Origin of the sequence: Clostridium sp. HCS.1 (assembly GCF_047900555.1) — a bacterium.
In the GTDB taxonomy this organism is placed as follows: Bacteria; Bacillota; Clostridia; order Clostridiales; family Clostridiaceae; genus Clostridium.
Genome location: NZ_CP170704.1, coordinates 3531576 through 3555610, shown reverse-complemented (window position 1 = coordinate 3555610; position 24035 = coordinate 3531576). Strand labels below are relative to the sequence as shown.

General features: G+C 32.0%; 19 protein-coding genes, 2 tRNA genes and 3 rRNA genes. 18 read left to right on the top strand and 6 right to left on the bottom strand.

What is annotated here, in order from left to right:
* Positions 1 to 347 precede the first annotated feature (347 nt).
* The 4 genes from ACFYH6_RS17060 (at position 348) to ACFYH6_RS17045 (ending at position 5321) form a co-directional block, all read left to right on the top strand.
* A 16S ribosomal RNA gene (locus tag ACFYH6_RS17060) occupies positions 348 to 1863 on the top strand.
* Positions 1864 to 2107: 244 nt separating this feature from the next.
* Positions 2108 to 5013 (top strand): 23S ribosomal RNA (locus tag ACFYH6_RS17055).
* 108 nt (positions 5014 to 5121) lie between these two features.
* A 5S ribosomal RNA gene (rrf, locus tag ACFYH6_RS17050) occupies positions 5122 to 5238 on the top strand.
* Together the 16S, 23S and 5S rRNA genes with 1 tRNA gene alongside form the textbook arrangement of a ribosomal RNA operon.
* Positions 5239 to 5245: 7 nt before the next feature.
* Positions 5246 to 5321: transfer RNA gene (locus ACFYH6_RS17045), tRNA-Phe, on the top strand.
* A gap of 50 nt (positions 5322 to 5371) precedes the next feature.
* On the opposite strand, the gene bcp is transcribed toward ACFYH6_RS17045, so the two are convergent.
* Positions 5372 to 5821, bottom strand: a complete 450-nt coding sequence (gene bcp / locus ACFYH6_RS17040) for a thioredoxin-dependent thiol peroxidase (protein WP_416179770.1) — start codon at positions 5819 to 5821, stop codon at positions 5372 to 5374.
* Positions 5822 to 5989: 168 nt separating this feature from the next.
* On the opposite strand from bcp, the gene ACFYH6_RS17035 reads away from it, so the two are divergent.
* Positions 5990 to 6736, top strand: a complete 747-nt coding sequence (locus ACFYH6_RS17035; protein WP_416179769.1) for a peptidylprolyl isomerase — start codon at positions 5990 to 5992, stop codon at positions 6734 to 6736.
* A 39-nt stretch (positions 6737 to 6775) separates the two neighbouring features.
* Here ACFYH6_RS17035 and ACFYH6_RS17030 read toward each other — a convergent pair whose 3' ends face one another.
* Together ACFYH6_RS17030 and ACFYH6_RS17025 are read right to left on the bottom strand one after the other, a co-directional pair.
* On the bottom strand, positions 6776 to 7417 hold the full coding sequence (locus tag ACFYH6_RS17030) for an HAD family phosphatase (RefSeq protein WP_316344569.1): 642 nt from the start codon (positions 7415 to 7417) through the stop codon (positions 6776 to 6778).
* 300 nt (positions 7418 to 7717) lie between these two features.
* Positions 7718 to 7793, bottom strand: a tRNA-Pro gene (locus ACFYH6_RS17025).
* Between the two features lie 158 nt (positions 7794 to 7951).
* Between ACFYH6_RS17025 and ACFYH6_RS17020 the strand changes: the two genes are divergently transcribed.
* From ACFYH6_RS17020 to rsmI, 4 genes are all read left to right on the top strand, one after another.
* Positions 7952 to 8257, top strand: coding sequence for a hypothetical protein (locus tag ACFYH6_RS17020; RefSeq protein WP_416179768.1), 306 nt, complete (start codon positions 7952 to 7954; stop codon positions 8255 to 8257).
* Between the two features lie 238 nt (positions 8258 to 8495).
* On the top strand, positions 8496 to 9704 hold the full coding sequence (locus ACFYH6_RS17015; protein ID WP_416179767.1) for an NlpC/P60 family protein: 1209 nt from the start codon (positions 8496 to 8498) through the stop codon (positions 9702 to 9704).
* Between the two features lie 154 nt (positions 9705 to 9858).
* The gene (locus ACFYH6_RS17010) at positions 9859 to 10608 is read left to right on the top strand and encodes a tRNA1(Val) (adenine(37)-N6)-methyltransferase (protein WP_316344564.1); all 750 of its coding nucleotides are present in this window, start codon (positions 9859 to 9861) and stop codon (positions 10606 to 10608) included.
* Between the two features lies 1 nt (position 10609).
* Positions 10610 to 11455 (top strand): 16S rRNA (cytidine(1402)-2'-O)-methyltransferase, encoded by an 846-nt coding sequence (rsmI, locus tag ACFYH6_RS17005; protein ID WP_416179766.1) that lies wholly within the window; start codon positions 10610 to 10612, stop codon positions 11453 to 11455.
* Between the two features lie 53 nt (positions 11456 to 11508).
* Here rsmI and ACFYH6_RS17000 read toward each other — a convergent pair whose 3' ends face one another.
* The gene (locus ACFYH6_RS17000) at positions 11509 to 11748 is read right to left on the bottom strand and encodes an AbrB/MazE/SpoVT family DNA-binding domain-containing protein (RefSeq protein ID WP_008676225.1); all 240 of its coding nucleotides are present in this window, start codon (positions 11746 to 11748) and stop codon (positions 11509 to 11511) included.
* A gap of 401 nt (positions 11749 to 12149) precedes the next feature.
* On the opposite strand from ACFYH6_RS17000, the gene ACFYH6_RS16995 reads away from it, so the two are divergent.
* The 4 genes from ACFYH6_RS16995 to ACFYH6_RS16980 all read left to right on the top strand — a co-directional run bounded on the left by ACFYH6_RS16995 (position 12150) and on the right by ACFYH6_RS16980 (position 16075).
* On the top strand, positions 12150 to 12740 hold the full coding sequence (locus tag ACFYH6_RS16995; protein WP_316344562.1) for a DUF1836 domain-containing protein: 591 nt from the start codon (positions 12150 to 12152) through the stop codon (positions 12738 to 12740).
* A gap of 51 nt (positions 12741 to 12791) precedes the next feature.
* The gene (locus ACFYH6_RS16990; protein ID WP_316344561.1) at positions 12792 to 12935 is read left to right on the top strand and encodes a YvrJ family protein; all 144 of its coding nucleotides are present in this window, start codon (positions 12792 to 12794) and stop codon (positions 12933 to 12935) included.
* 112 nt (positions 12936 to 13047) lie between these two features.
* Positions 13048 to 15336, top strand: a complete 2289-nt coding sequence (locus ACFYH6_RS16985; protein WP_416179765.1) for a helicase C-terminal domain-containing protein — start codon at positions 13048 to 13050, stop codon at positions 15334 to 15336.
* Positions 15337 to 15397: 61 nt separating this feature from the next.
* Positions 15398 to 16075, top strand: a complete 678-nt coding sequence (locus tag ACFYH6_RS16980) for a cyclase family protein (RefSeq protein ID WP_316344558.1) — start codon at positions 15398 to 15400, stop codon at positions 16073 to 16075.
* A 90-nt stretch (positions 16076 to 16165) separates the two neighbouring features.
* Here ACFYH6_RS16980 and ACFYH6_RS16975 read toward each other — a convergent pair whose 3' ends face one another.
* On the bottom strand, positions 16166 to 17044 hold the full coding sequence (locus tag ACFYH6_RS16975) for an aldose 1-epimerase family protein (protein WP_416179764.1): 879 nt from the start codon (positions 17042 to 17044) through the stop codon (positions 16166 to 16168).
* Between the two features lie 151 nt (positions 17045 to 17195).
* Here ACFYH6_RS16975 and ACFYH6_RS16970 point away from each other — a divergent pair, with 151 nt between their 5' ends.
* Positions 17196 to 18032, top strand: coding sequence for a YihY/virulence factor BrkB family protein (locus ACFYH6_RS16970; protein WP_316345369.1), 837 nt, complete (start codon positions 17196 to 17198; stop codon positions 18030 to 18032).
* Between the two features lie 202 nt (positions 18033 to 18234).
* Positions 18235 to 18612 carry a single-stranded DNA-binding protein gene (locus tag ACFYH6_RS16965; RefSeq protein ID WP_316345370.1) on the top strand — a complete coding sequence of 126 codons (378 nt, stop codon included), beginning with the start codon at positions 18235 to 18237 and terminating at the stop codon, positions 18610 to 18612.
* A gap of 67 nt (positions 18613 to 18679) precedes the next feature.
* On the opposite strand, the gene ACFYH6_RS16960 is transcribed toward ACFYH6_RS16965, so the two are convergent.
* Positions 18680 to 21325 carry an FAD-dependent oxidoreductase gene (locus ACFYH6_RS16960; RefSeq protein ID WP_416179763.1) on the bottom strand — a complete coding sequence of 882 codons (2646 nt, stop codon included), beginning with the start codon at positions 21323 to 21325 and terminating at the stop codon, positions 18680 to 18682.
* Between the two features lie 454 nt (positions 21326 to 21779).
* On the opposite strand from ACFYH6_RS16960, the gene ACFYH6_RS16955 reads away from it, so the two are divergent.
* Genes ACFYH6_RS16955 through ACFYH6_RS16945 form a run of 3 tightly spaced genes read left to right on the top strand, consistent with a single transcriptional unit; the run spans position 21780 to position 23996 of the window.
* Positions 21780 to 22085, top strand: coding sequence for a DUF6514 family protein (locus ACFYH6_RS16955; protein ID WP_316342724.1), 306 nt, complete (start codon positions 21780 to 21782; stop codon positions 22083 to 22085).
* Between the two features lie 52 nt (positions 22086 to 22137).
* Complete coding sequence (gene acpS / locus ACFYH6_RS16950; RefSeq protein ID WP_316342725.1) at positions 22138 to 22506, top strand: holo-ACP synthase; 369 nt, start codon at positions 22138 to 22140, stop codon at positions 22504 to 22506.
* Positions 22506 to 23996 carry an NAD(P)H-hydrate dehydratase gene (locus ACFYH6_RS16945; protein WP_416179762.1) on the top strand — a complete coding sequence of 497 codons (1491 nt, stop codon included), beginning with the start codon at positions 22506 to 22508 and terminating at the stop codon, positions 23994 to 23996. The genes acpS and ACFYH6_RS16945 overlap by 1 nt, the downstream gene beginning before the upstream one ends.
* The last annotated feature ends 39 nt before the right edge of the window (positions 23997 to 24035 follow it).

The following is a 24035-nucleotide window of genomic DNA, read 5'->3' as shown; positions in this document are numbered from 1 at the left end:
ATATCTATATAAGAAATTTAAATAAAAATAAAGAAATATAGAGAAATATAATTATAATTATGAATAAAATATATATTTATAGAAATAATAAAATTTGAAAGATGATATTATGTAAATCGTTCCTTACAGAACAAGCTTTCAAGTCAGCAAAGTTGAATGAAAAAATTCAATAAAAAATATGTTGACAAGGAAATTTGAAAGTGATAAGATAAGGAAGTCGCTTGAGGGCGACGAAGAAAATGGTCTTTGAAAATTGAACAGAATATAAGTTAAGTATAAAGTAAACCAGCAATTCTTTTAAGTCTTAAAATTAAGACTCAAAGTAATTTGAGCAACAGATTAAACTTTTTATTGAGAGTTTGATCCTGGCTCAGGACGAACGCTGGCGGCGTGCCTAACACATGCAAGTCGAGCGAGGAGAGTTCCTTCGGGAACAAACCTAGCGGCGGACGGGTGAGTAACACGTGGGCAACCTGCCTTATAGAGGGGAATAGCCTTCCGAAAGGAAGATTAATACCGCATAACATTGCACTTTCGCATGAAAGAGTAATTAAAGGAGCAATCCGCTATAAGATGGGCCCGCGGCGCATTAGCTAGTTGGTGAGGTAACGGCTCACCAAGGCGACGATGCGTAGCCGACCTGAGAGGGTGATCGGCCACATTGGGACTGAGACACGGCCCAGACTCCTACGGGAGGCAGCAGTGGGGAATATTGCACAATGGGGGAAACCCTGATGCAGCAACGCCGCGTGAGTGATGAAGGTCTTCGGATCGTAAAGCTCTGTCTTCAGGGACGATAATGACGGTACCTGAGGAGGAAGCCACGGCTAACTACGTGCCAGCAGCCGCGGTAATACGTAGGTGGCGAGCGTTGTCCGGATTTACTGGGCGTAAAGGGAGCGTAGGCGGACTTTTAAGTGAGATGTGAAATACCCAGGCTCAACCTGGGGGCTGCATTTCAAACTGGAAGTCTAGAGTGCAGGAGAGGAGAGTGGAATTCCTAGTGTAGCGGTGAAATGCGTAGAGATTAGGAAGAACACCAGTGGCGAAGGCGACTCTCTGGACTGTAACTGACGCTGAGGCTCGAAAGCGTGGGGAGCAAACAGGATTAGATACCCTGGTAGTCCACGCCGTAAACGATGAATACTAGGTGTAGGGGTTGTCATGACCTCTGTGCCGCCGCTAACGCATTAAGTATTCCGCCTGGGGAGTACGGTCGCAAGATTAAAACTCAAAGGAATTGACGGGGGCCCGCACAAGCAGCGGAGCATGTGGTTTAATTCGAAGCAACGCGAAGAACCTTACCTAGACTTGACATCTCCTGCATTACTCTTAATCGAGGAAGTCCTTTCGGGGACAGGATGACAGGTGGTGCATGGTTGTCGTCAGCTCGTGTCGTGAGATGTTGGGTTAAGTCCCGCAACGAGCGCAACCCTTATTGTTAGTTGCTACCATTTAGTTGAGCACTCTAGCGAGACTGCCCGGGTTAACCGGGAGGAAGGTGGGGATGACGTCAAATCATCATGCCCCTTATGTCTAGGGCTACACACGTGCTACAATGGCAAGTACAAAGAGATGCGATACCGCGAGGTGGAGCTAAACTATAAAACTTGTCTCAGTTCGGATTGTAGGCTGAAACTCGCCTACATGAAGCTGGAGTTGCTAGTAATCGCGAATCAGAATGTCGCGGTGAATACGTTCCCGGGCCTTGTACACACCGCCCGTCACACCATGAGAGTTGGCAATACCCAAAGTTCGTGAGCTAACCCGTAAGGGAGGCAGCGACCTAAGGTAGGGTCAGCGATTGGGGTGAAGTCGTAACAAGGTAGCCGTAGGAGAACCTGCGGCTGGATCACCTCCTTTCTATGGAGAAATCTAGTAAGCATGGCGCTTATCTAGTATAACTTAGAAGATGGTTTATCTTAACTTCTGTTCAATTTTGAAGGACTAAGTTCTTCAAGCTTCTCTAAAGAGAAGTAGCCGACCATATCAAAATCATAGATTTTGGATGTCTGGCCATGTTCTTTGAAAATTGCACATGAATAAAAATAACAACAAGCCAAAAATATTCTTTGTGAATAACTTTGTAATAAATTACTTTTTAAAAGGTCAAGCTACAAAGGGCGCATGGTGAATGCCTTGGCATCAGGAGCCGATGAAGGACGTGATAAGCTGCGATAAGCTTCGGGTAGGCGCACATAGCCAGTGATCCGAAGATTTCCGAATGAGGAAACTCACATGGGAAACCCCATGTATCCTGTAATGAATAAATAGTTACAGGAAGGTAAACCTAGGGAACTGAAACATCTAAGTACCTAGAGGAAGAGAAAGAAAAATCGATTTTCTTAGTAGCGGCGAGCGAAAGGGAAAGAGCCCAAACCAGAGATTTATCTCTGGGGTTGCGGACAGAACATTAACGGAAAATTATAATTAATCGAACACAACTGGAAAGTTGGGCCACAGAGTGTAATAGCCACGTAAGTGAAAATTATAATAACCAAGTTCTGATCCAGAGTACCACGAGACACGTGAAACCTTGTGGGAAGCAGGGAGGACCACCTCCCAAGGCTAAATACTACCTGATGACCGATAGTGAAGAAGTACCGTGAGGGAAAGGTGAAAAGAACCCCGGGAGGGGAGTGAAATAGAACCTGAAACCGTGTGCCTACAACCGGTCAAAGCCCCTTATGAGGGTGATGACGTGCTTTTTGTAGAACGAGCCAACGAGTTACGGTATGTAGCAAGGTTAAGTACTTAAGGTACGGAGCCGAAGGGAAACCGAGTCTTAATAGGGCGACTAGTTGCATGCCGTAGACCCGAAACCGGGTGACCTATCCATGGCCAGGTTGAAGCGGGGGTAAAACCCCGTGGAGGACCGAACCACGTTGCTGTTGAAAAAGCATGGGATGAGCTGTGGATAGCGGAGAAATTCCAATCGAACTCGGAGATAGCTGGTTCTCCTCGAAATAGCTTTAGGGCTAGCGTCGGATATGAGTAATGGAGGTAGAGCACTGAATGGGCTAGGGGGCATATCGCTTACCGAACCTTATCAAACTCCGAATGCCATATACTATTAGTCCGGCAGTCAGACTACGAATGATAAGATCCGTGGTCAAAAGGGAAAAAGCCCAGATCGTCAGCTAAGGTCCCAAAGTGTAAGTTAAGTGGTAAAGGATGTGGGATTTCTAAGACAACTAGGATGTTGGCTTAGAAGCAGCCACTCATTTAAAGAGTGCGTAATAGCTCACTAGTCGAGAGATCCTGCGCCGAAAATGTCCGGGGCTCAAACTTACCACCGAAGCTACGGGCTCAAGATTACTTGAGCGGTAGAGGAGCGTCGTAATCGGGCTGAAGTCGTACCGTAAGGAGCGGTGGACTGATTACGAGTGAGAATGTTGGCATTAGTAGCGAGATGTAAGTGAGAATCTTACAGGCCGAAAATCTAAGGTTTCCTGGGGAAGGCTCGTCCGCCCAGGGTTAGTCGGGACCTAAGCCGAGGCCGAAAGGCGTAGGTGATGGACAATTGGTTGATATTCCAATACCACTATTATCGTTATTATCGATGGTGTGACGGAGAAGGATAGGATGTGCTAGCGATTGGAAATGCTAGTCTAAGCATTTAGGGAGTTAAGATAGGCAAATCCGTCTTAACAATCCTGAGGTGTGATGGGGAAGGCCATTTAGGCTGAAGTATCTGATTCCCTGCTTCCAAGAAAAGCATCTAGAGAGAGAAATAGTGCCCGTACCGCAAACCGACACAGGTAGATGAGGAGAGAATCCTAAGGCCATCGGAAGAATTGCAGTTAAGGAACTAGGCAAATTGACCCCGTAAGTTAGCGAGAAGGGGTGCCTGCGAGAGCAGGCCGCAGAGAATAGGCCCAAGCAACTGTTTAGCAAAAACACAGGTCTCTGCTAAAGCGTAAGCTGATGTATAGGGGCTGACGCCTGCCCGGTGCTGGAAGGTTAAGGGGAACACTTAGCGCAAGCGAAGGTGTGAACTTAAGCCCCAGTAAACGGCGGCCGTAACTATAACGGTCCTAAGGTAGCGAAATTCCTTGTCAGGTAAGTTCTGACCCGCACGAATGGCGTAATGACTTGGGCACTGTCTCAACTGCAAATCCGGCGAAGTTGTAGTGCGAGTGAAGATGCTCGCTACCCGCGATTGGACGGAAAGACCCCGTAGAGCTTTACTGTAGCTTAGCATTGAGTTCCGATATTGTCTGTACAGGATAGGTGGGAGACTGAGAAACTAGGGCGTCAGCCTTGGTGGAGTCAACCTTGGGATACCACCCTGATAGTATTGGGATTCTAACTGGACGCCATGAATCTGGTGACAGGACATTGTTAGGTGGGCAGTTTGACTGGGGCGGTCGCCTCCTAAAATGTAACGGAGGCGCCCAAAGGTTCCCTCAGAACGGTCGGAAATCGTTCGTAGAGTGCAAAGGCAGAAGGGAGCCTGACTGCGACACCCACAAGTGGAGCAGGGACGAAAGTCGGGCTTAGTGATCCGGTGGTACCTCGTGGGAGGGCCATCGCTCAACGGATAAAAGCTACCTCGGGGATAACAGGCTGATCTCCCCCAAGAGTCCACATCGACGGGGAGGTTTGGCACCTCGATGTCGGCTCGTCGCATCCTGGGGCTGTAGTAGGTCCCAAGGGTTGGGCTGTTCGCCCATTAAAGCGGCACGCGAGCTGGGTTCAGAACGTCGTGAGACAGTTCGGTCCCTATCCGTCGCGGGCGTAGGAAATTTGAGAGGAGCTGTCCTTAGTACGAGAGGACCGGGATGGACTGACCTCTGGTGCACCAGTTGTTCCGCCAGGAGCATGGCTGGGTAGCTAAGTCGGGAAGGGATAAACGCTGAAAGCATCTAAGCGTGAAGCCCCCCTCAAGATGAGATTTCCCATAGCGTAAGCTAGTAAGACCCCTTGAAGAACACAAGGTTGATAGGTCAGAGGTGTAAGTGTGGTAACATATTTAGCTGACTGATACTAATAGGTCGAGGGCTTGACCAATAAAATAATGTTATTAATTCATGTGCAATTTTCAGAGAACACTCTGAAAAACTCAGCAAGCTGAGTACAAGATTCTTAGCCAAATCAAGGATTTGGAGAATCATAGCATCTGGTGATGATGGCGTAGAGGAAACACTCCTTTCCATTCCGAACAGGAAAGTTAAGCTCTACAGCGCCGATGGTACTGCATGGGAGACTGTGTGGGAGAGTAGGACGTTGCCAGGTTATATATGGCTCGATAGCTCAGTCGGTAGAGCAGAGGACTGAAAATCCTCGTGTCCCTGGTTCGATTCCTGGTCGAGCCACCAGAAAAAAAGCACTAACTTTGTTAGTGCTTTTTTATTATTTAATTATTAAACTAAAGGCTACTTAAAACTTCTTCTATATGACCTTTGACTTTAACTTTTCTAAATTCCTTTATAAGTTTACCATTTTCATCAATTATAAAAGTGCTTCTTTCTATACCTAAAACCTTCTTACCATACATATTCTTTTCTTTAATTACATCATATAAATCACATACAACTTTATCTTCATCGCTTAAAAGTACAAATGGTAAATTAAATTTTTCAATAAATTTATTATGTGAACTTAAGTTATCCTTACTTATCCCAAGTACTACTGCATTTAAATTATTTATTTGATTTATATTATCTCTAAAATCACAAGCCTCTGTAGTACATCCAGGAGTATTGTCCTTAGGATAAAAGTATAATATTACTTTTTTACCTCTATAATCTGTTAATTTATGTTCTTTTCCATCAGACCCCATTAAAGCGAAATCTGGAGCTAAATTTCCTATTTCCATTTTAATACCTCCTTATGTTAAATATATTATATTACTAATAATAAGTATTATCAAGAAGTTATAATTGTAGCAAATTATTTGTATTTATTAAAAAAATTATAATATTTACATATAAACTCTGTTATAATTAATGATGTTAATAAAATTAAAATAAAAGGAGAATATATAATGGAAAATAAGGTTTTAGCAACTATTGCTGGTAACGAAATTAAGGAATCAGATTTACAAAATATAATAGCAAGATATCCTGAAGATAAAAGAGCATATTTTAATACTGATGAAGCAAAGAAACAACTATTAGAACAAATAGTATCATTTGAATTGTTAAATATTTTAGGAAAAGAATTAAAATTAGATGAAACTAAAGAATATGAAGATAATGTTAAACAAGCTCAAAAGGATATTTTAACTCAATTAACTTTAAATAAATTATTATTAGAAGTTACAGTTACAGACGAAGATGCTTTAAATTACTATAATAATAATAAAAACTTATTTACTCAACCTCCTACTATTACAGCTAAACATATTTTAGTAGATGATAAGGAGTTATGTGAGCAAATTAAGAAGGAATTAGATGAAAATAAATTGACTTTCGAAGAAGCTGCAGCAAAATATTCAACTTGTCCATCTAAAGAAGAAGGCGGAAATTTAGGATCATTTGGTAGAGGAATGATGGTTCCAGAATTTGAAGAAGCTGCATTCAATTTAGATTTAAATGTAGTTAGTGAACCAGTTCAAAGTCAGTTTGGATATCATTTAATAAAAGTGGAAGATAAAAATGAAGGAAAAGAAGCTAATTTTGATGAAATCAAGAGTCAAATTGTAAATAAGCTACTTCAAGAAGCTCAACAAAGAAAGTATTTAGATGTAGTTAAAGAATTAGAAGCTAAATATGGAGTAACTAGAGCGTAACATAAATAAAGGCATGAAATTTAAAATTTCATGCCTTTTTTATAGAAGTTCACCAAAGTTATAAATATATTTATCTGCTAAGTTTAGTAATTCAGTTTTTTGATTTTCTGCACTTTTATCATGTACTGCGTAAACTGTCATTCCTGCTAATTTAGCCCCTTTTACAGCTTGTACGATATCTTCAAATACTAAGCATTCTTTTGGATCTATATTAAGTTTTGCAGCTGTTAGTAAATATACATCGGGATTATCCTTTGATTTTTTTACTTCTTCTGTGGTGCTAATAGCATCAAAGTAATGATAAATTCCATTGTTTTTTAGTGTAGCTTCAAGTAATGGTATGGAATTGCTTGTAGCTAAAGCTATTTTTATGCCATTATTTTTAAGTTTATCTAAAAATGGAATTACATTATCTTTTAATTTAATATTATGTGAATAATGATTTAAAGCCATTGTATTCCAAGTTAAAATTATATCATCTATTTCATCATTTATTTTAAATTTATTCTTAAAATAAATTGCGGTTTCAGTAAAGGTAAGATGAGTAATTTCTTCTTGAAGATTCTCAGGTACTGTATATCCAAAAGAATCTAGATATTCTCTATCAATTTGTGCCCATAAGCCCATAGAATCTATTAATGTTCCATCTAAATCAAATATTACTGCTTTAATGTTATTCAATTATATTACCTCCAAATAAAAAAATTTCAAAAAAATATAGATATTATAAGAACTTTTTAATATAATGATTTTAAATAGAAATATTAAAGGGGATATGATTTATGTGGATATTATTATTGTGTATTTATATTTCTATAATTCCAATAGTATTAAATTCTTGTAAATCTATTGGATTCGATGATAAATTTCAAGAATTTCATGATTATATAGACTGTAAATAATCATGAGTAAAATTTATTTTAGAAAATTAAAATTACAATCAAATTAAAAAAATCCTCTCATAAACGAGAGGATTTTTTATGGTCGGGGTGACAGGGATTGAACCTGCGACCTCATGGTCCCAAACCACGCGCGCTCCCATCTGCGCCACACCCCGAAGTACATTATTATTATAGTAACTATATATAATTGTGTCAACACTTTTTATATAGATAAATAAAAAAATTTACAGAAGAAAATATAATTGATAAAATAGTATATCGATATGTTTAAAATTGTAAAAAGTAGGCAAATATTAAGATAGGAGGCAAATAAATGAAAAGTACAACTTTTATAATGCTGTTGGGAGGCTTTGGCTTTTTAATAATTGGACTAATATCTTTATTAAATAAAAAAATAAAAAAATATTTTAAGGAAAGTGGAGTTTATAAGGATACAGATAAATTCATGTACTATAATGGAATATTTAATTTATCTATAGGGTTAATAGGAATAATATTAGGATTATTAGATATAATCCTTACTGAAAAATCTAAGTACATAATAGTCATATATATAGCATTTATATTTATATTGTCAATAATTCAAAATAGAGTGCTTAAGCAATATAAGAATATATAGACTTATTTTAAGATATAAATAAGTTTTAGATATAAAAATTAAAGTAAATAAATATACTTTAATAAGAGTATTTGGTATTAATACTAAAAAATAATTTTAATGAATATGTATAGTATACATTTACACGCTCTATTTATCATAATTTTTAAAAATTACCATTGTCCAAGCTTACCATAAGTGTTATAATGGTTAAGTAACATGTAAGGGAGAGGGGGATGGTCATAAGAGACCAGCGCATATGAAAAAAAGGATCTTGTCAATTGTTATAGCTGGAGCTTTAACAATTACCTCAGTAACACCAGTATTTGCTACTCCAAATGAGGAAGTAATACAGAATCAACAAAAGTATGACGAATTAAATAAGAAGATAGACGACATTCAGGGTAAAATATATAATTTAAACGAGCAAATAGCTCCATTAGCGGAAAAAGACATAAATAATAGAAAACAAATAGAATCTATTAAGGAAGAAATAGTTAACACTAACAAAGAAATTGATGCTTCAAAAGTTGAAATTGAAGGTAAAGAAGAAGTGTTAGGAAAAAGATTAAGAGAACTATACAAATCAGGTGGCCAAGGAAGTTATATAACTTTATTATTTAGTGCCGAAAGTTTTGCTGATCTTATTTCAAAAATAGATTCTGCTAGTAGATTAGTTAATATTGATAAAAAGATAGTAAAGGATTTACTTGAAAAGAAAGAGAAATTAGATGAAAAGGTTGCTTCATTAGAAGAAAAGTCTAACGAAATAGCTAAGATTAATGAAGAAAATAAGAAAATATTATCTGAACTTCAAGATAAGAAAAAAGAGCAAGAAGTATTAATTGCTGAAGCGCAAGTAGAGCAAGAAAAATTTGATGCTCAATATTTATCAGTATCAGAAAGAAGTTTAGTAGAATATCAATTCGGTATTTTAGGATCATCTAGTGAAATTTCAGAATTACAAAGTGCAATAGCGCAATTAAGAAATATTAGGGATAATCAATTAAAGAGCCCTACAGTAGTTGAAGAAGTAAATAATGCAATAGAAGATGCAAAGGTTAAAATTGAAGATCTACAAGCACAACAAGCAGCAGCTGCAATGCCAAATAGAGGTCAATCATCTGCTACAGGAAATGCTATCGTAGATTATGCATATGGATTTATCGGTACTCCTTATGTATATGGAGCTACAGGACCAAATGCTTTTGACTGTTCAGGATTTACAAGCTACGTTTTTAGAAATGCAGCTGGAATAGAAATATCTAGAACAACTTACTCACAAATTAATGTTGGTACACCGGTTTCATATGGAGAATTACAACCAGGTGATTTAGTATTTACTTATGGATTAGACCACGTTGGAATATATGTTGGAGGCGGTCAGTATATACACGCTCCACAGCCAGGTCAAAGCGTTAAAGTTTCACCAGTAACATCATTCTATGCAGCTAGAAGAGTACTTTAATTAAAAAAGTTAATATTAATTAAATAAACTCCGTCTAAAGACGGAGTTTATTTTTTATGTATAGGGAATTATAAATTATGATATAATTTAGTAGATTAAAATATAGTAAATAAATAAAATGAAGTTATACATAAAAGTAGATAGAGGTAAATAGATGAATAAAGATATAAAGCTATTAGAAGATGAATCTATAGATGATTTACAATTAGATAATTTATATTTAATACAAAAAAAGCAAGGATTTAGATTTGGAGTAGATGCTGTTTTATTATCTAATTTTGCAAATGTAAAAAATAAGCATAGAGTTGTAGATTTATGTACAGGTACAGGGATAATTCCATTTTTAATACAAGGTAAATATAAGCCAAAAGAAATAATTGGTATTGAAATCCAAGATGATATGGTAGAAATGGCAAACAGAAGTAGCAAATATAATGAGTTAGAGAATGTTGTGAAATTTGTAAATGCTGATTTGAAAAATTTAGAACTATTAAAGACTTTAGGAAAATTTGATGTATTAACTGTTAATCCACCATATAAATTAAACAATTCAGGTATTATAAATCCACATGATAAGTTAGCCATTGCAAGGCATGAGATTTTATGTAATTTAGAAGATGTTATTATAGCTGCAAGACAACTTTTAAAAGATAATGGCAGAATCTTTATGGTACATAGGCCAGAGAGACTAATAGATATATTTGAACTTATGAGAAAACATAGAATAGAGCCAAAGAGGGTTCAAATGATACAACCTAATACAAAGAAGGCTCCCAATATAGTTTTAGTTGAAGGGCAACGTGATGGGGGAGCTTATTTAAAATGGGAGACACCAATATATGTATATAATGAAGATGGAACTTACACAAAAGAAATAAATAGAATATATGGTAGGGAGGATTAAAATGAAATCAGGGAAATTATATTTAGTTTCTACACCTATAGGAAACTTAAAGGATATAACCTTAAGAGCTTTAGAAGTTTTAGAAAGTGTTGATGAAATAGCAGCGGAAGATACAAGAACTAGCTTAAAGCTTTTAAATCATTTTCAGATAAAAAAGAGTTTGTTTAGTTATCACAAACATAATGAACAAGGCAAAAGTTTAGATATAATAAATAAATTAAAAAATGGAGTGAATATTGCATTAATAACTGATGCAGGTACACCAGGTATTTCTGATCCAGGAAGCATAATAGTTGAAAAATGTATAGAAGAAAATATAGAATTTGAAGTTTTACCAGGGGCGACTGCTATAACTACGGCTCTAGTGTACTCTGGATTAGATACTACAAAATTTATCTTTAGAGGTTTTTTACCAAGAGAAAACAAAGATAGAAATCCTATAATTGAAGAAATTAAAAGTGTTAGAGATACCCTAATATTTTATGAAGCACCGCATAGATTACTAAATACTCTTGAATATATAAAAGATAATTTAGGAGATAGAAAAATAGCAGTTTGTAGAGAACTTACTAAGTTGCATGAGGAGATTTATAGAGGGAAAATATCTGATGCTATAAATTATTTTAATGAAGTTAGACCAAGAGGAGAATTTGTTCTGGTTATTCAGGGGAAATCAGATGAAGATATTAAGGCAGAAAAAGAGGCTAAGTGGAATTCTTTAAGTATTGAAGAACATTTGATTAAAACTATAGAATCAGGAATAGATAAAAAAGAAGCTATAAAAATAGTAGCTAAAGAAAGAGGAATATCTAAAAAAGAAGTATATAGGTATTCAACTAATTTATAGGTATTAAAGGTTAATCCCCTATATGATATATCATATAGGGGATTTAATTAAGACTACTTTTTTAATTCAGTTAAGCAGTTTTTACAGATGTTTTTACCTTTATAGTTAACAACATCTCTAGCATCTCCACAGAATATACAAGCAGGCTCATATTTCTTTAAGATTATTTGCTCTCCATCTACATAGATTTCTAAAGCATCTTTTTCTGCTATGTCTAATGTTCTTCTTAATTCTATTGGGATGACTATTCTTCCAAGTTCATCTACTCTTCTTACAACTCCAGTTGATTTCATTAAAATCCCTCCTTAAACAAGTTTCGACATCTTGCAAAGTTAATATTACTAAAAATGTAATTAAAAGTCAATGAAAAAACAAAAATTTTTCTAAAACTACATTTTTTTTATATATTCTTCTCTCTAATTACAATATACTACCATAAATTAGAAAAGTCAATACAAATTAATCAAATTTCCAAAAAACAACAAAAAATGTAGAATGGCTTGTCTACTTGGTTTGTAGCAAGGAAATATACAAAAATAAAATCTTTATTAAAAAAATAATAATAAAAAAAGAAAAAAATGTAAATAATAATTTATAGTAGCTATTAAGTAAAATTAAGGAGATAGAAATAACTTGTAATAAGTTTATACATACTATATAATTATATTAATAATAAAACGTAGAGGTGAATATAATGGTAAAGAAAATTGATACTAATTATATAAAAGATGTTGCGGAAGATATGGCAAATGGTACGATGATCACCTATGAAGATTTACCAAAATACGATCTTTTTTTGTCTCAAGTTATCGATTTTTTAAATGATAAATTCATTGATGATAAATATACTAACAACATAGTTCAAAATTATATAAAGAGTGAAGTAATTAGTAAGCCGGAAGACGGTAAAAAAAGAGGATATACTAAAATACATTTAGTTCAATTAGTTTTATTAAGTTATATGAGACCAGTACTTACTACTGAAGAAATTAAAAAAGTATTCAGTCTAGCATTTAACGAAATCAATGATAGATCAGATGACATTATATCTTGGGAAGATGCTTATAAGATATTTTCAGAAACTCAAAGTGAAAGTTTTAAGGATTTCCTAAGTAAGCCTGCTGTAAATGAAGAAAAATTAGATAAGATAATTTCAGAAATGAATCTAAATGAAAAAGATGAGAATAGTATAAGAACCTTTGTAATAGTAATGTCTTTAATAGCTCAAGCAAGTGCAATTAAGAAGTTAGTTCAAAAGATGGTAAATGAATATCATTCAGAATAAAGAGATTAAAAATCCTCATATAGTTGCGTATATAATAGATGAGGTGATTTTATGGAGGAATTAGTTAATTTAGTTGCTAATATAGGGTTTCCAATGGCTATATCTATATATCTTTTAGTAAGGATTGAAAGAAAGCTAGAAGGACTTACTAATAGCATTAACAATTTGTCTCAAACTATAAATTCAATTAAGTAAGTTAAAAATAAGGTGCTGTTTTTATAGCTCCTTATTTTTTTATATATAAACTATAAATATATTACCATTAGGATTATAATATATTTAAAATATAAGAATAGGAAGAACTTTAATGAAGAATAAGATTATTATTAAGGATTCAGTTAGAGGAATTATTGAATATGTCTTAAAGCAGGGAAGTATAGATGATAGATATACAGGAAGTACACGTGCTTTAGAGGGAACATTAGCACATCAAAAACTTCAAAGCAATAATGAAAAAGTTTATAGTAATTATAAAAAGGAAGTTAAATTACAAGAAGAATTTCAAATAGATAATGTTACATTAATAGTAGATGGAAGAGCCGATGGAATTATAATTGAAGATAATGATATTTATATAGAAGAAATTAAATCTACAATGAAATCACTTATATTAATAGATGAAGATTATAATGAATTGCATTGGGCTCAAGCTAAATTTTATGCCTACATATATTCTAAACAAAATGGATTAAAAGATATTAAAATAAGATTGAGTTATTTTAATTTAGAGACAGAGGAAGTAAAGAGTTTTGATAAGGAATTTAAGATAGATGCTTTAAAAGACTTTGTTTTTGAAATTATTAATGAATATAAAAAATGGGTACTTTTAAAATCAGAATTACTTAAAGAAAGAAATGAAAGTATAAAGTCTTTAAAATTCCCTTTTGAGAATTATAGGAAGGGACAAAAGGAACTAGCTGTAGCTTGTTTTAATACAATAAAAGAAAAGGCTGTTTTATTTGCACAGGCCCCAACTGGTATAGGAAAAACTATATCTACTATTTTTCCAGCAGTAAAGTCCCTAGGAGAAGAACGAGGTAGTAGGATAGTTTATTTAACAGCTAAGACAATAACTAGGACAGTAGCAGAAGAATCTGTTAATAAGTTAAAGGCTAATTCTTTAAAATGTAAAAGTATTACTTTAACAGCAAAAGAAAAAATTTGCTTTAAAGAAAAGACAGCATGCAATCCAGAGAATTGTGAATATGCATTAAATTACTATGATAAAGTAAATGATGCTATTTTTAATATACTTAAAGAAGAAGATACATTTACTAGAGAGAAGATAGAGAAATATGCTAAAAGGGAAAAGCTATGTCCTTTTGAGCTATCTTTGGATTTAAGTATTTGGTGTGATTTAATTATTTGTGATTATAATTATGCCTTTGATCCAAGAGCAAGATTGAAAAGATTCTTTGAAGAGGATGTGAATAATAACATATTACTTGTGGATGAGGGACATAATCTTGTGGATAGATCTAGAAGTATGTTTAGTGCAGAAATATATAAAGATAAAATATTGAAAGCAAGTAAAGTTGTTAAGGGAAAAGTACCTAATTTATTTAAAGCACTGAATGCTATAAATAAATATTTAATTGAAATTAGAAAAGAAGTTGAAGAAATAGAAGTTAATAGTATATACAAAAAAGAAGAGTATAAGGATTTATATAAATTACTTAGAATTTTTATGAAGGAATGTGATGAGTATTTAATAAAGTCAGTTAACACAGAGGGATATGATGAGATAAAAGATCTTTATTTTGAAATTAGAGCATTCATATCAATATCTGAACTTTATAGTAAAGAATATGTAACTTTAGTAGAAAAGAATAAAAATGATGTAAAGGTAAAGTTGTTTTGTGTTAATCCATCTAAGAATTTATCAAGTATAGTTCAAGGAAGTTATTCAACTATAATATTTTCTGCCACACTATCACCAATTAATTATTATATTGAATTATTAGGAGGGGATGAGAAGAGCTATAGAATGAAATTGCCTTCTCCTTTTAAAAAAGAAAATTTAAAGATATATGGTAACCCATTAAATATGAGGTTTAAACAAAGAGAAAGTAATATAGATAAGGTCTGTGAATTAATATATAACTTTAAGGAAGAAGAAAAGGGAAATTATATGGCATTCTTACCTTCTTATCAATATTTGAATAAAATATTTGAAAGATATAAAGAGTTATATGGTGAAGAAAATATTATTTGTCAGGGAGAGATATTAACAGAAGCTGAGAGAGAAGAGTTTTTAAATAGTTTTAAAATTGATTCAAATATATTAGCTTTTTGTGTTATAGGTGGAGTATTTTCAGAGGGAATAGATTTACCAGGGAAAAGATTGATAGGTAGTATAATAGTAGGAGTTGGTTTTCCAAAGATATCTAATGAAGGAGATATAATAAGGGATTATTATGAGGATAAGGGATTTGATTATGCATATATTTACCCAGGAATAAATAAAATTATGCAAGCAGCAGGAAGAGTTATAAGAACTGAAAGTGATAAGGGTAGAATATTACTTATAGATGATAGATATTATACATTAAAATATAGAAGTTTATTGCCAAAGGAATGGGAATTAATAGATTAAAGGAGGTGAACTTTAGTAAGGGGGTGGTACTTATAATACACTCTCTTACTAAAGATAAGTTATGAAGGTTATTGATTTAAGTCATACTCTAAATAGTAGTATGAGTACTTATACAAAGGATGAAAAATTTGAAGCATATGATATAGCGTCTATAGAAAAGGATGGATATAATGAAAAATTGTTAAGATTATGCACTCATGCAGGGACGCATATTGATGCTCCAAGTCATATGATCAATAAAGGAAAGACAATAGATGAATTTAATATAAATGATTTTATAGGAATTGCTATTATTATAGATGTATCAGATTTAAAGAAGATAGATATAATGGATTTAATTAAATATAAGGAAAGAATTAATAATTGTGATTTTGTTATATTGAAAACTGGATGGGATAAGTATTGGGGAAATAGTAGTTATTTGAAAGGATTTCCAACACTTACAGAAGAGGCTGCAAGATGGCTATGTAGCTTTAATATTAGAGGGATAGGAACTGATACTATATCTATAGATGCTTTCGATAGCATAGACTTTGAAGTCCATAATACTATATTATCTAGAGGACGAATTATTATTGAAAACTTAACTAATTTAAATGAAGTAAGAGAAGAGGAATTTACCCTAGTAGCAACACCATTAAAGATAGAAAATGGAGATGCTTCACCAATAAGAGCAATTGCTATAACCAATGATATTTCAGATAAGAGATTATATAAGAATATAGAATTGTTAATGTAATACCAAAAACATATTTAATAAGGGGCTGAAGCATTAAAAGATGTTTATATATAGTATGTGTTAGTTTTTTATTGCCATAGCCCCTTTAAATTAATTTATAAATAATTTATATTCAGCATTAAATTCTTCATTAATAGCTAATTTTTCAATTCCTGGCTTATCTTTTAATTCACCATTAAAGTTATCATAATCTGCATGACCATACCAAGGTTCTATGCAAATAAAAGGTGCACCAGTAGGCTTAGTCCATAGAGCTAAATAAGGGAAGCCTGTAAAGTCCATTGTTAATTCTTTATTATTTTTATTAGATTTTAGTGTTATTAGATTTGAAGTTAAGTTACTAAATACTAAAGCATCATATTTAAATAATTCTAAGTTAAGATTAATTATATTAGAATTATTTAAGAATTTTTTTGTTTTTCCAGTAAAGTAGCCCTTATCAGTATCTAACTCCATAATACTAGTATTTTCCTTTTTATTAAATTCAAAATAATAATCTTCAAATTTTTCATCTTTAAATAAAGGACACATAAAGGCTGGATGACCACCTATAGAAAAATAAATTTCTTTGTCATCAAGGTTTTTAACAGTATATCCAACTTTTATACCATTTTCTAACAATTCATAAGTAAGTCTTAGAGAAAATTTATAAGGATATATTTTTAATGTATCTTCGGACCATAAAAGTTCAAATACAATATGAGAATCATCCTTTTCTATCATTGTAAATTCTCTTGTTCTAGCAAGTCCATGTTGAGGAAGTTCGTATTCATTTCCCTCAGCTCTATATTTATTGTTTAAAACTTTACCTACTATTGGGAATAATATAGGAGAATGATATTTCCAATACTTTTCGTCACCATTCCATAAGTATTCTGTATTATCTTTTTTAGAGATTAAGCTATTAAGCTCACCACCCAAAGTACTTGCTGATATTTTAATATTTCCATTTTCTAATATAAATTTCATAAAAAACCCCCCTTAAATTATAAAAATATATATAAATTATACTATAATATATTTTCTTTAGAAAGAATTAACTTTTTGGACTTATAAATTTGAGGATTATGTAGTATTATATATAGATATAACAAATAATAATTATTAATGGGGTGATAATATGAGAAATGAAGATGAAAATAAAAAATCATTCTTAACTGGATTGGTGTATTTTATTGTAAAAATAAAAGACGATGACATCTTTGCATTAGCTGCTCAACTAGCATATTATTTAATGTTATCATTTTTCCCACTATTAATATTTTTAATGACAGTAATTGGTTTTATTAGGTTAGATGCTGCAGATATATTAGATGGCCTAAAAACCATTTTACCTAATAATGTTTATATGTTAGTAGATTCAACAGTAGTTGAAATAATAGATACTCAATATGTAGGACTATTAGGGGCATCTATTGCCGCAACTGTTTGGTCAGCTTCATCAGGATTTAGAGCTGTTATTAAGGGATTGAATAAGGCATATGACATTAAAGATACTAGGTCTTTTATTAAAAGGGCTTTTGTAGCTATTATTTTTACTTTGGCATTAGTACTAGTTATAGTAGTAACATTAGCAATGTTAGTATTTGGAGAACTCATTGGAAAGTATCTTTTAGCAATATTTCCGTTTAAAGAGTTCATAACTAATTTATGGAATATAAGTAGATACATAATAGTTGTGTTAGTTATGATAATGGCATTTGCTAGTATGTATAGATATGGTCCAGCAAAGAAAATTCCATGGAGAGAAGTATATCTAGGGGCAATAATAACTACCTTTGGATGGATAATAGTATCACTAGGATTTTCCTACTATATTAATAATATAGCTAATTATTCAAGACTTTATGGAAGTATAGGGGCAGTATTTGTACTTATGACATGGTTATATATTACATCTATAATGCTAATTGTTGGTGCAGAGTTTAATTCAGTTCTAAATGCAATAAGGGAATAGATTTTATGATTTAAAGGATAGAAAATTATAAAATTCATACATAAGAGGATAGTTATTATATTATGAGAAATTAAAAGTTATAATTTCTTAAAGAATATAATAACTATCCTCTTTTTTATAGTAAACAATAAACATTATAAATTCTGAATAGAAAAATATTAAGTGGATATAATCAAAGAAGAAATATTCAGGAGGTGTAAAAATGAATAAAATTGTATTACTAGGAAAATTAATAAAGGACCCTGAACTTAGAACCTTGGAAGAGGGCAATAAAGTATTTACAAGGTTTATTATTGCAGTAGATAGAAACTTCAAGGCTCAAGATGGAACAAGAAAGTCAGATTTAATTCCAGTTACTTTCTGGGGAAGAAAAGCAGAAGTGGTATGTCAGTATTTAAAAAAAGGAAGCTATATAAGCTTAAGCGGTAGGCTAAGAACAGGAAGCTATGAAGACAAGGATGGCAATAAAAAATATATTGCTGAAGTTGTAGCAGAGGATTTCAAATTTGTTGGTAATAGAAGAAATGAAAAGGAAAATAATTCATCAGAAAATAATTTTGATGAATTAGCTAGTAACTAAAGAATTAGAATAACATAAATAAATTAAGGAGCTATATTTAATATAAATATAACTCCTTAGAAATTATCTAAATAGCGCCTTTACTTAAAACGGTAGCTTTGTCTTCTCCCTTTTGAATTCCTTCCATAATTTTAACTGAAGTTGAAACATCCCCCATTAAAATACCACCAACTAATTTATTGTTTTGGAAGAATAATTTAGAATATTTATTGTTTATTTCATCTACATATCCAACCTTTTCTAGTATTGGATCATCAAAATTAATAGTTCCAGCAGAGAATACTTGAGTATTCATAGCTTGGAAGATTGTTGATGAAACGAACTTTTCAAATTTAATTTTATCTCCAGTGGCATTAGCACCAGCTACTTTACCCATTTCTATAGCAGCAGGCCAGTTTCCGTAATAAATTCCGTCACACTCTGCAACATCACCACAGGCATAAATATCACTAATATTTGTTTCCATGTAGTCATTAACAATAATACCTCTATTACATAGGATACCAGAAGGTTGAGCTAAGAAGATATTAGATCTAACCCCTACAGAGAATATAACTGAATCAGCAGCTATAACTTCACCACTCTTTAGTTGAAGTGATTTAACACCAGTTTCATCAGTGTTTATAAAATCAACAGAAGCTCCTAAAAGAACTTTAACTGGAGTTTTATTAACTAGGCTTTCAAATAATTTAGAGCCATCTTTGTCTAATTGACGAGGTAGCATTCTATCTGCTAATTCAATAACAGTAACATTAATATTACGTTTTTGAATTTCCCAAGCAGCTTCTAAACCTAATAATCCACCGCCGATTATTACAACATTTTTAGCTTCAGGTAATTCTTCTTTAAGAATATTAACATCTGCAATTTTCTTAATAGTATGAATACCTTTTACAGTATTGTAAGTCCAAGAATTAATCTCAACTTCTGAATCACTTAATTTTACCTTAGTAGGTGGCACGAAGTTATAACTACCATTAGCTAAAATTAACTTATCATAGCGAACTCCTTGTTTATTATCTAATCTTACTAGTTTATTTTTTCTATCAATACTATCAACATTTACACCAAGTATTTCTATAATATTATTTTCCTTATACCAGCTAGCTTTAGCAAGATAGAATGAGTCATCAATTTTTTCAGTGATTAAGTCAGATAATTGAGTTCTTACATATGAATGAACTGGCTCATTTGAAATTATTTTAATAATAGCACTTTCGTTTCTTTCCTTAATAGCATTAGCAGCATAGAACCCAGCAGCACCATTACCTATAATGACGTAGGTTTCTTCCTTATCTATCTTATAAGTTGATACCTCCCTTTGAACTTCTATAAAGGCATCACTTCCAGCTCCACATACAGGACAGTATTCAGGAACTGTTTCTGATTCAATTATCTCACCACAAATTACACACTTCCAAAGTTTTAATCCACCTTTTGATTCAGTAGATGTATTATTTTCTTTATTTTCAGTTACTGTATTATTATTTTCAGCTGGAAGTTCTTTTTCTCCAAGTAAAACTTTTCCGAAATTTAATCCAAATTCAAAGGTATCATTTAATTCATCATCTGATGGTTTAAAGTTAATCTTAAGGCTTGGATAAAGTTTCATGTTTAACTCCTTCAGTCTAGTTTCCATTCTAGGCACAGCTTCGCCACTCCATCCATAAGATCCGAAGGCTGCAGCTAATTTTCCACCATGAATTATTGGATTTAATTTTGAAAGAATATCACGAATTGGTTCAAGTAATTCGCCTACTATAGTTGGAGAACCACATAAGAATCCATCAGATTCATTAATACTAGCAACTATGTCAGTTAATTCATGTTCAATAGCATTAAATAATCTAACTTCTATATTTCCAGCAGCTTCTATACCCTCTGCAATTTTCTTTGCTAAAGAAGCTGTATAACCATAAGCTGAAACGTAAGGTATAGTTACAATCTTCTTTTCATTTGCAGATGGAATTTTTGGTGTACTCCAAGCCCTATAATATTCTACAATTTCCATTGGGTTTTCTACTAATACAGGACCATGACCTGGTAAAATCATATCTATTTTTAAGTTTTCTATCTTTTTAATAGCTTTTAAAACAAATGACTTATATGGTCCAAAAATACAATCGAAGTAATATTTTAATGCATCCATATAATTTTCTTTATTTTCAACATTGCTATTTATTACTGCTTCAGATGAATAGTGAGATCCAAATGAGTCGCAAGTAATTAAAACTTCATCTTCTGGGATATAAGTATAAATTGAATCTGGCCAATGTAGGAATGGAGCAGATATAAATTGTAATGTTTTATTACCTAGCCCTATAGTATCTCCATCACCAACTACAATTGCTTCAAACTCTCTGTTAGCAATTTCTTTCATAAATTTTATAGCAGGAGCTGATCCTACAACTTTTGCATTTGGTGAAAATTCTAACAATTTAGCAACTGATCCAGCGTGATCTGGCTCTGTATGATCCACTACTATATAATCAATTTTACTAATATCGATATCTAAATCTTGAAGTCTTTCAATATATTGGTCAAAAAATTCTGCCTTTACTGTTTCGAAAACAGCTACTTTTTCGCTTCCTTTTACTACATATGAGTTATAGCTTGTTCCATAAGGTGTGTACATAATAATATCGAAAACTCTTAAGTTTGGGTCTAAGGCTCCAACCCAGTGTATATCTTTCTTTAACTCTAATGATTTCAAGTTAACACCTTCCTTTAAATAAATATTAATTAATAACTACTATTATAAAATTATTATATGTCTAATTATTAACAATATCAACAAGAAATTATTTTATTTTTCTTAAATTTGTATTTAATAGTCAATTTTATAGTATAAAATATGCATTTAATATTGAAAAAATAATACACAAAAAAATACAAAAAAATTAAATTTATTTTATAACTTTTAAATTTTTATGGATAAATATGTTAAATAATCTTATTTACATTCTATATTTTTACAATTACATTACAAATTTTTATATATATTAAATAAAAATTAAAAAAAATATAATGAAAGGTGAATTTTGTTGAAATATCGAGAAATATTTTGTGCAAGTTATAAACACAGTTTGACATTGTTTTAATAAAAACTGTGATAATGTAATATTGTGTTAGGCAGCAAATAAATATTTATGGGAGTGGATAAGTGTATGTATATTGTTAATAGCCTATATAGTAATTTCAAGAATGATAATAAAGAAAGTCAATATTATTTTAGGATGACAAAAAAGGACTTTGATTTTGGACATGCTTTTGGGATAGAGATAGAAAGACAAGACTTAATAGAAGGCGAAGTTGTTAGAATTGAAAGAGATTCAATAAATAAAATTTCTAACAAAGAAGAAAAGGTTAAGGAACTTCTAGATTTAGTTTATAGGAATAAAGTGTCACCTATACATCTTGTTGACATATTAGGTGAATATGTTGACAGATACGTTTCGGATTTTAATATATAATTTATGGAAAATAAAATCGCATATATAGTAAACTATATAAAGAGGTGATTTTGTGATTATTGGAATAGGAACAGATATAATAGAAATAGACAGAGTCGAAATGGCTATTAAGAATAACAAAAATTTTATAAAGAAGGTATTTACTGAAAAAGAAATTGAAATGTTTAATAAGAGGAATATGAGATCAGAGGTTATAGCGGGGAATTTTGCGGCTAAAGAAGCTATAAGCAAAGCTTTAGGAACTGGAATTAGAGGATTTTCATTAATAGATATGGAAATTTTAAGAGATGACTTTGGAAAACCTGTAGCATATTTAAATAAGGTTATGGAAAATATTATAAATAGGAAATATAAATTAAATATATCCATATCACATAATAAAACATCTGCAATAGCTTTTGCTATATTGGAGGAAGTGTAATGGAAATAATGTCTAGAGAGGGATGCAAGGCATTAGATAAATATACTATTGATGAGATTGGAATACCAAGCCTTGTATTAATGGAGAATGCTGCTAATGAGGTTTTCAAAAAAATAGTCAATTCAGATGATAAATTTATAATCTTTTGTGGGAATGGAAATAATGGTGGAGACGGTTTAGCTATTGCAAGAAAGTTAATTCTAGAAGAAAAAGATGTTTATATTGTTATAGTAAGTAAAAATGAAAAATATTCAGGAGATTTTATAACAAATCTTAATATTTTAAATAAGCTTACTAATAACTTTATATATATAAGAAATATAGATGACATAAATCTTTTAAAGGAATTATCAAATAAATATAGAACTGCAATAGACTGCATATTTGGAGTTGGGTTAAATAGGGTTTTAGATGGCTTCTATACAAAACTTATAAGCTATATAAATGAGAAATGGAAAAATATAATTAGTATAGATGTTCCATCGGGGTTAAATTGTGATAGTGGGGAAATAATGGGTGCTTCAATAGTTGCAAGTAAAACTTATACTTTTGAAGTTATTAAAAAGGGATTTATTAAATATAAAGCTTTAAGGTATTTAGGGGATACAGAGGTATTAAAAATAGGGATTCCACAGTATGTAAAGGAAATAAATTCGGAAAAAATTTATATATTGAGTAGAGATGAATATAGGAAGCTATTGAGGAAGAGGAAAAAATATGGTCATAAGGGGAGTTACGGAAAGGTTGCTATTTTAGCAGGTAGTAAAGGATATACAGGAGCAGCATATATATCAACTCAATCCTGTGTAGTTGCAGGGGCTGGCTTAACTACTTTAGTGACGACAAAATATGTGCAAGATAAATTAAGTAGTAGATTAATTGAAGCGATGACAGCTAATATTGATTCTATGGAAGATTTAAAGGGATTATTTAAGAATGTTAATGTTATTGCTATCGGTCCTGGTATTGATAAGGAAGATAAATATAAGGATATTTTTGCTGATTTAATTAAATATAAAGATAAGAAATTTGTCATAGATGCAGGAGCATTTAATTTATTAAAAGATAATAGTGAAATAATGATGGGAATAAAGGAAAAGGCTATACTAACACCACATCCAGGGGAAATGGCAAGGCTTATTGATAAGAGTATAGAATATGTTGAAGAAAATAGGGTAGAAGTAGCAAAAAAATTTGCTAAAGAAAATAAAGTTGTGGTTTTATTAAAGGGTTATAATACCATAATTACTGATGGGGAATTTGTTTACATAAATAGTAGTGGTAATAGTAAGATGGCTTCTGGAGGAATGGGGGATTGCTTAACTGGAATTATATCAGCTCTTTTAGCTCAAGGACATACTGAAATAGAGTCTGCTTTAATTGGAGCTTATGTTCATGGGATAGCAGGAGAGCTTGCATCAGAGGGGAAATATTCAACAATAGCATCTGAAGTAATTGAAAATATATCAAGAGCTATGAATTATATATGAATAAATCTTAATTAAATTTAATATTAGTAATAATAAGTA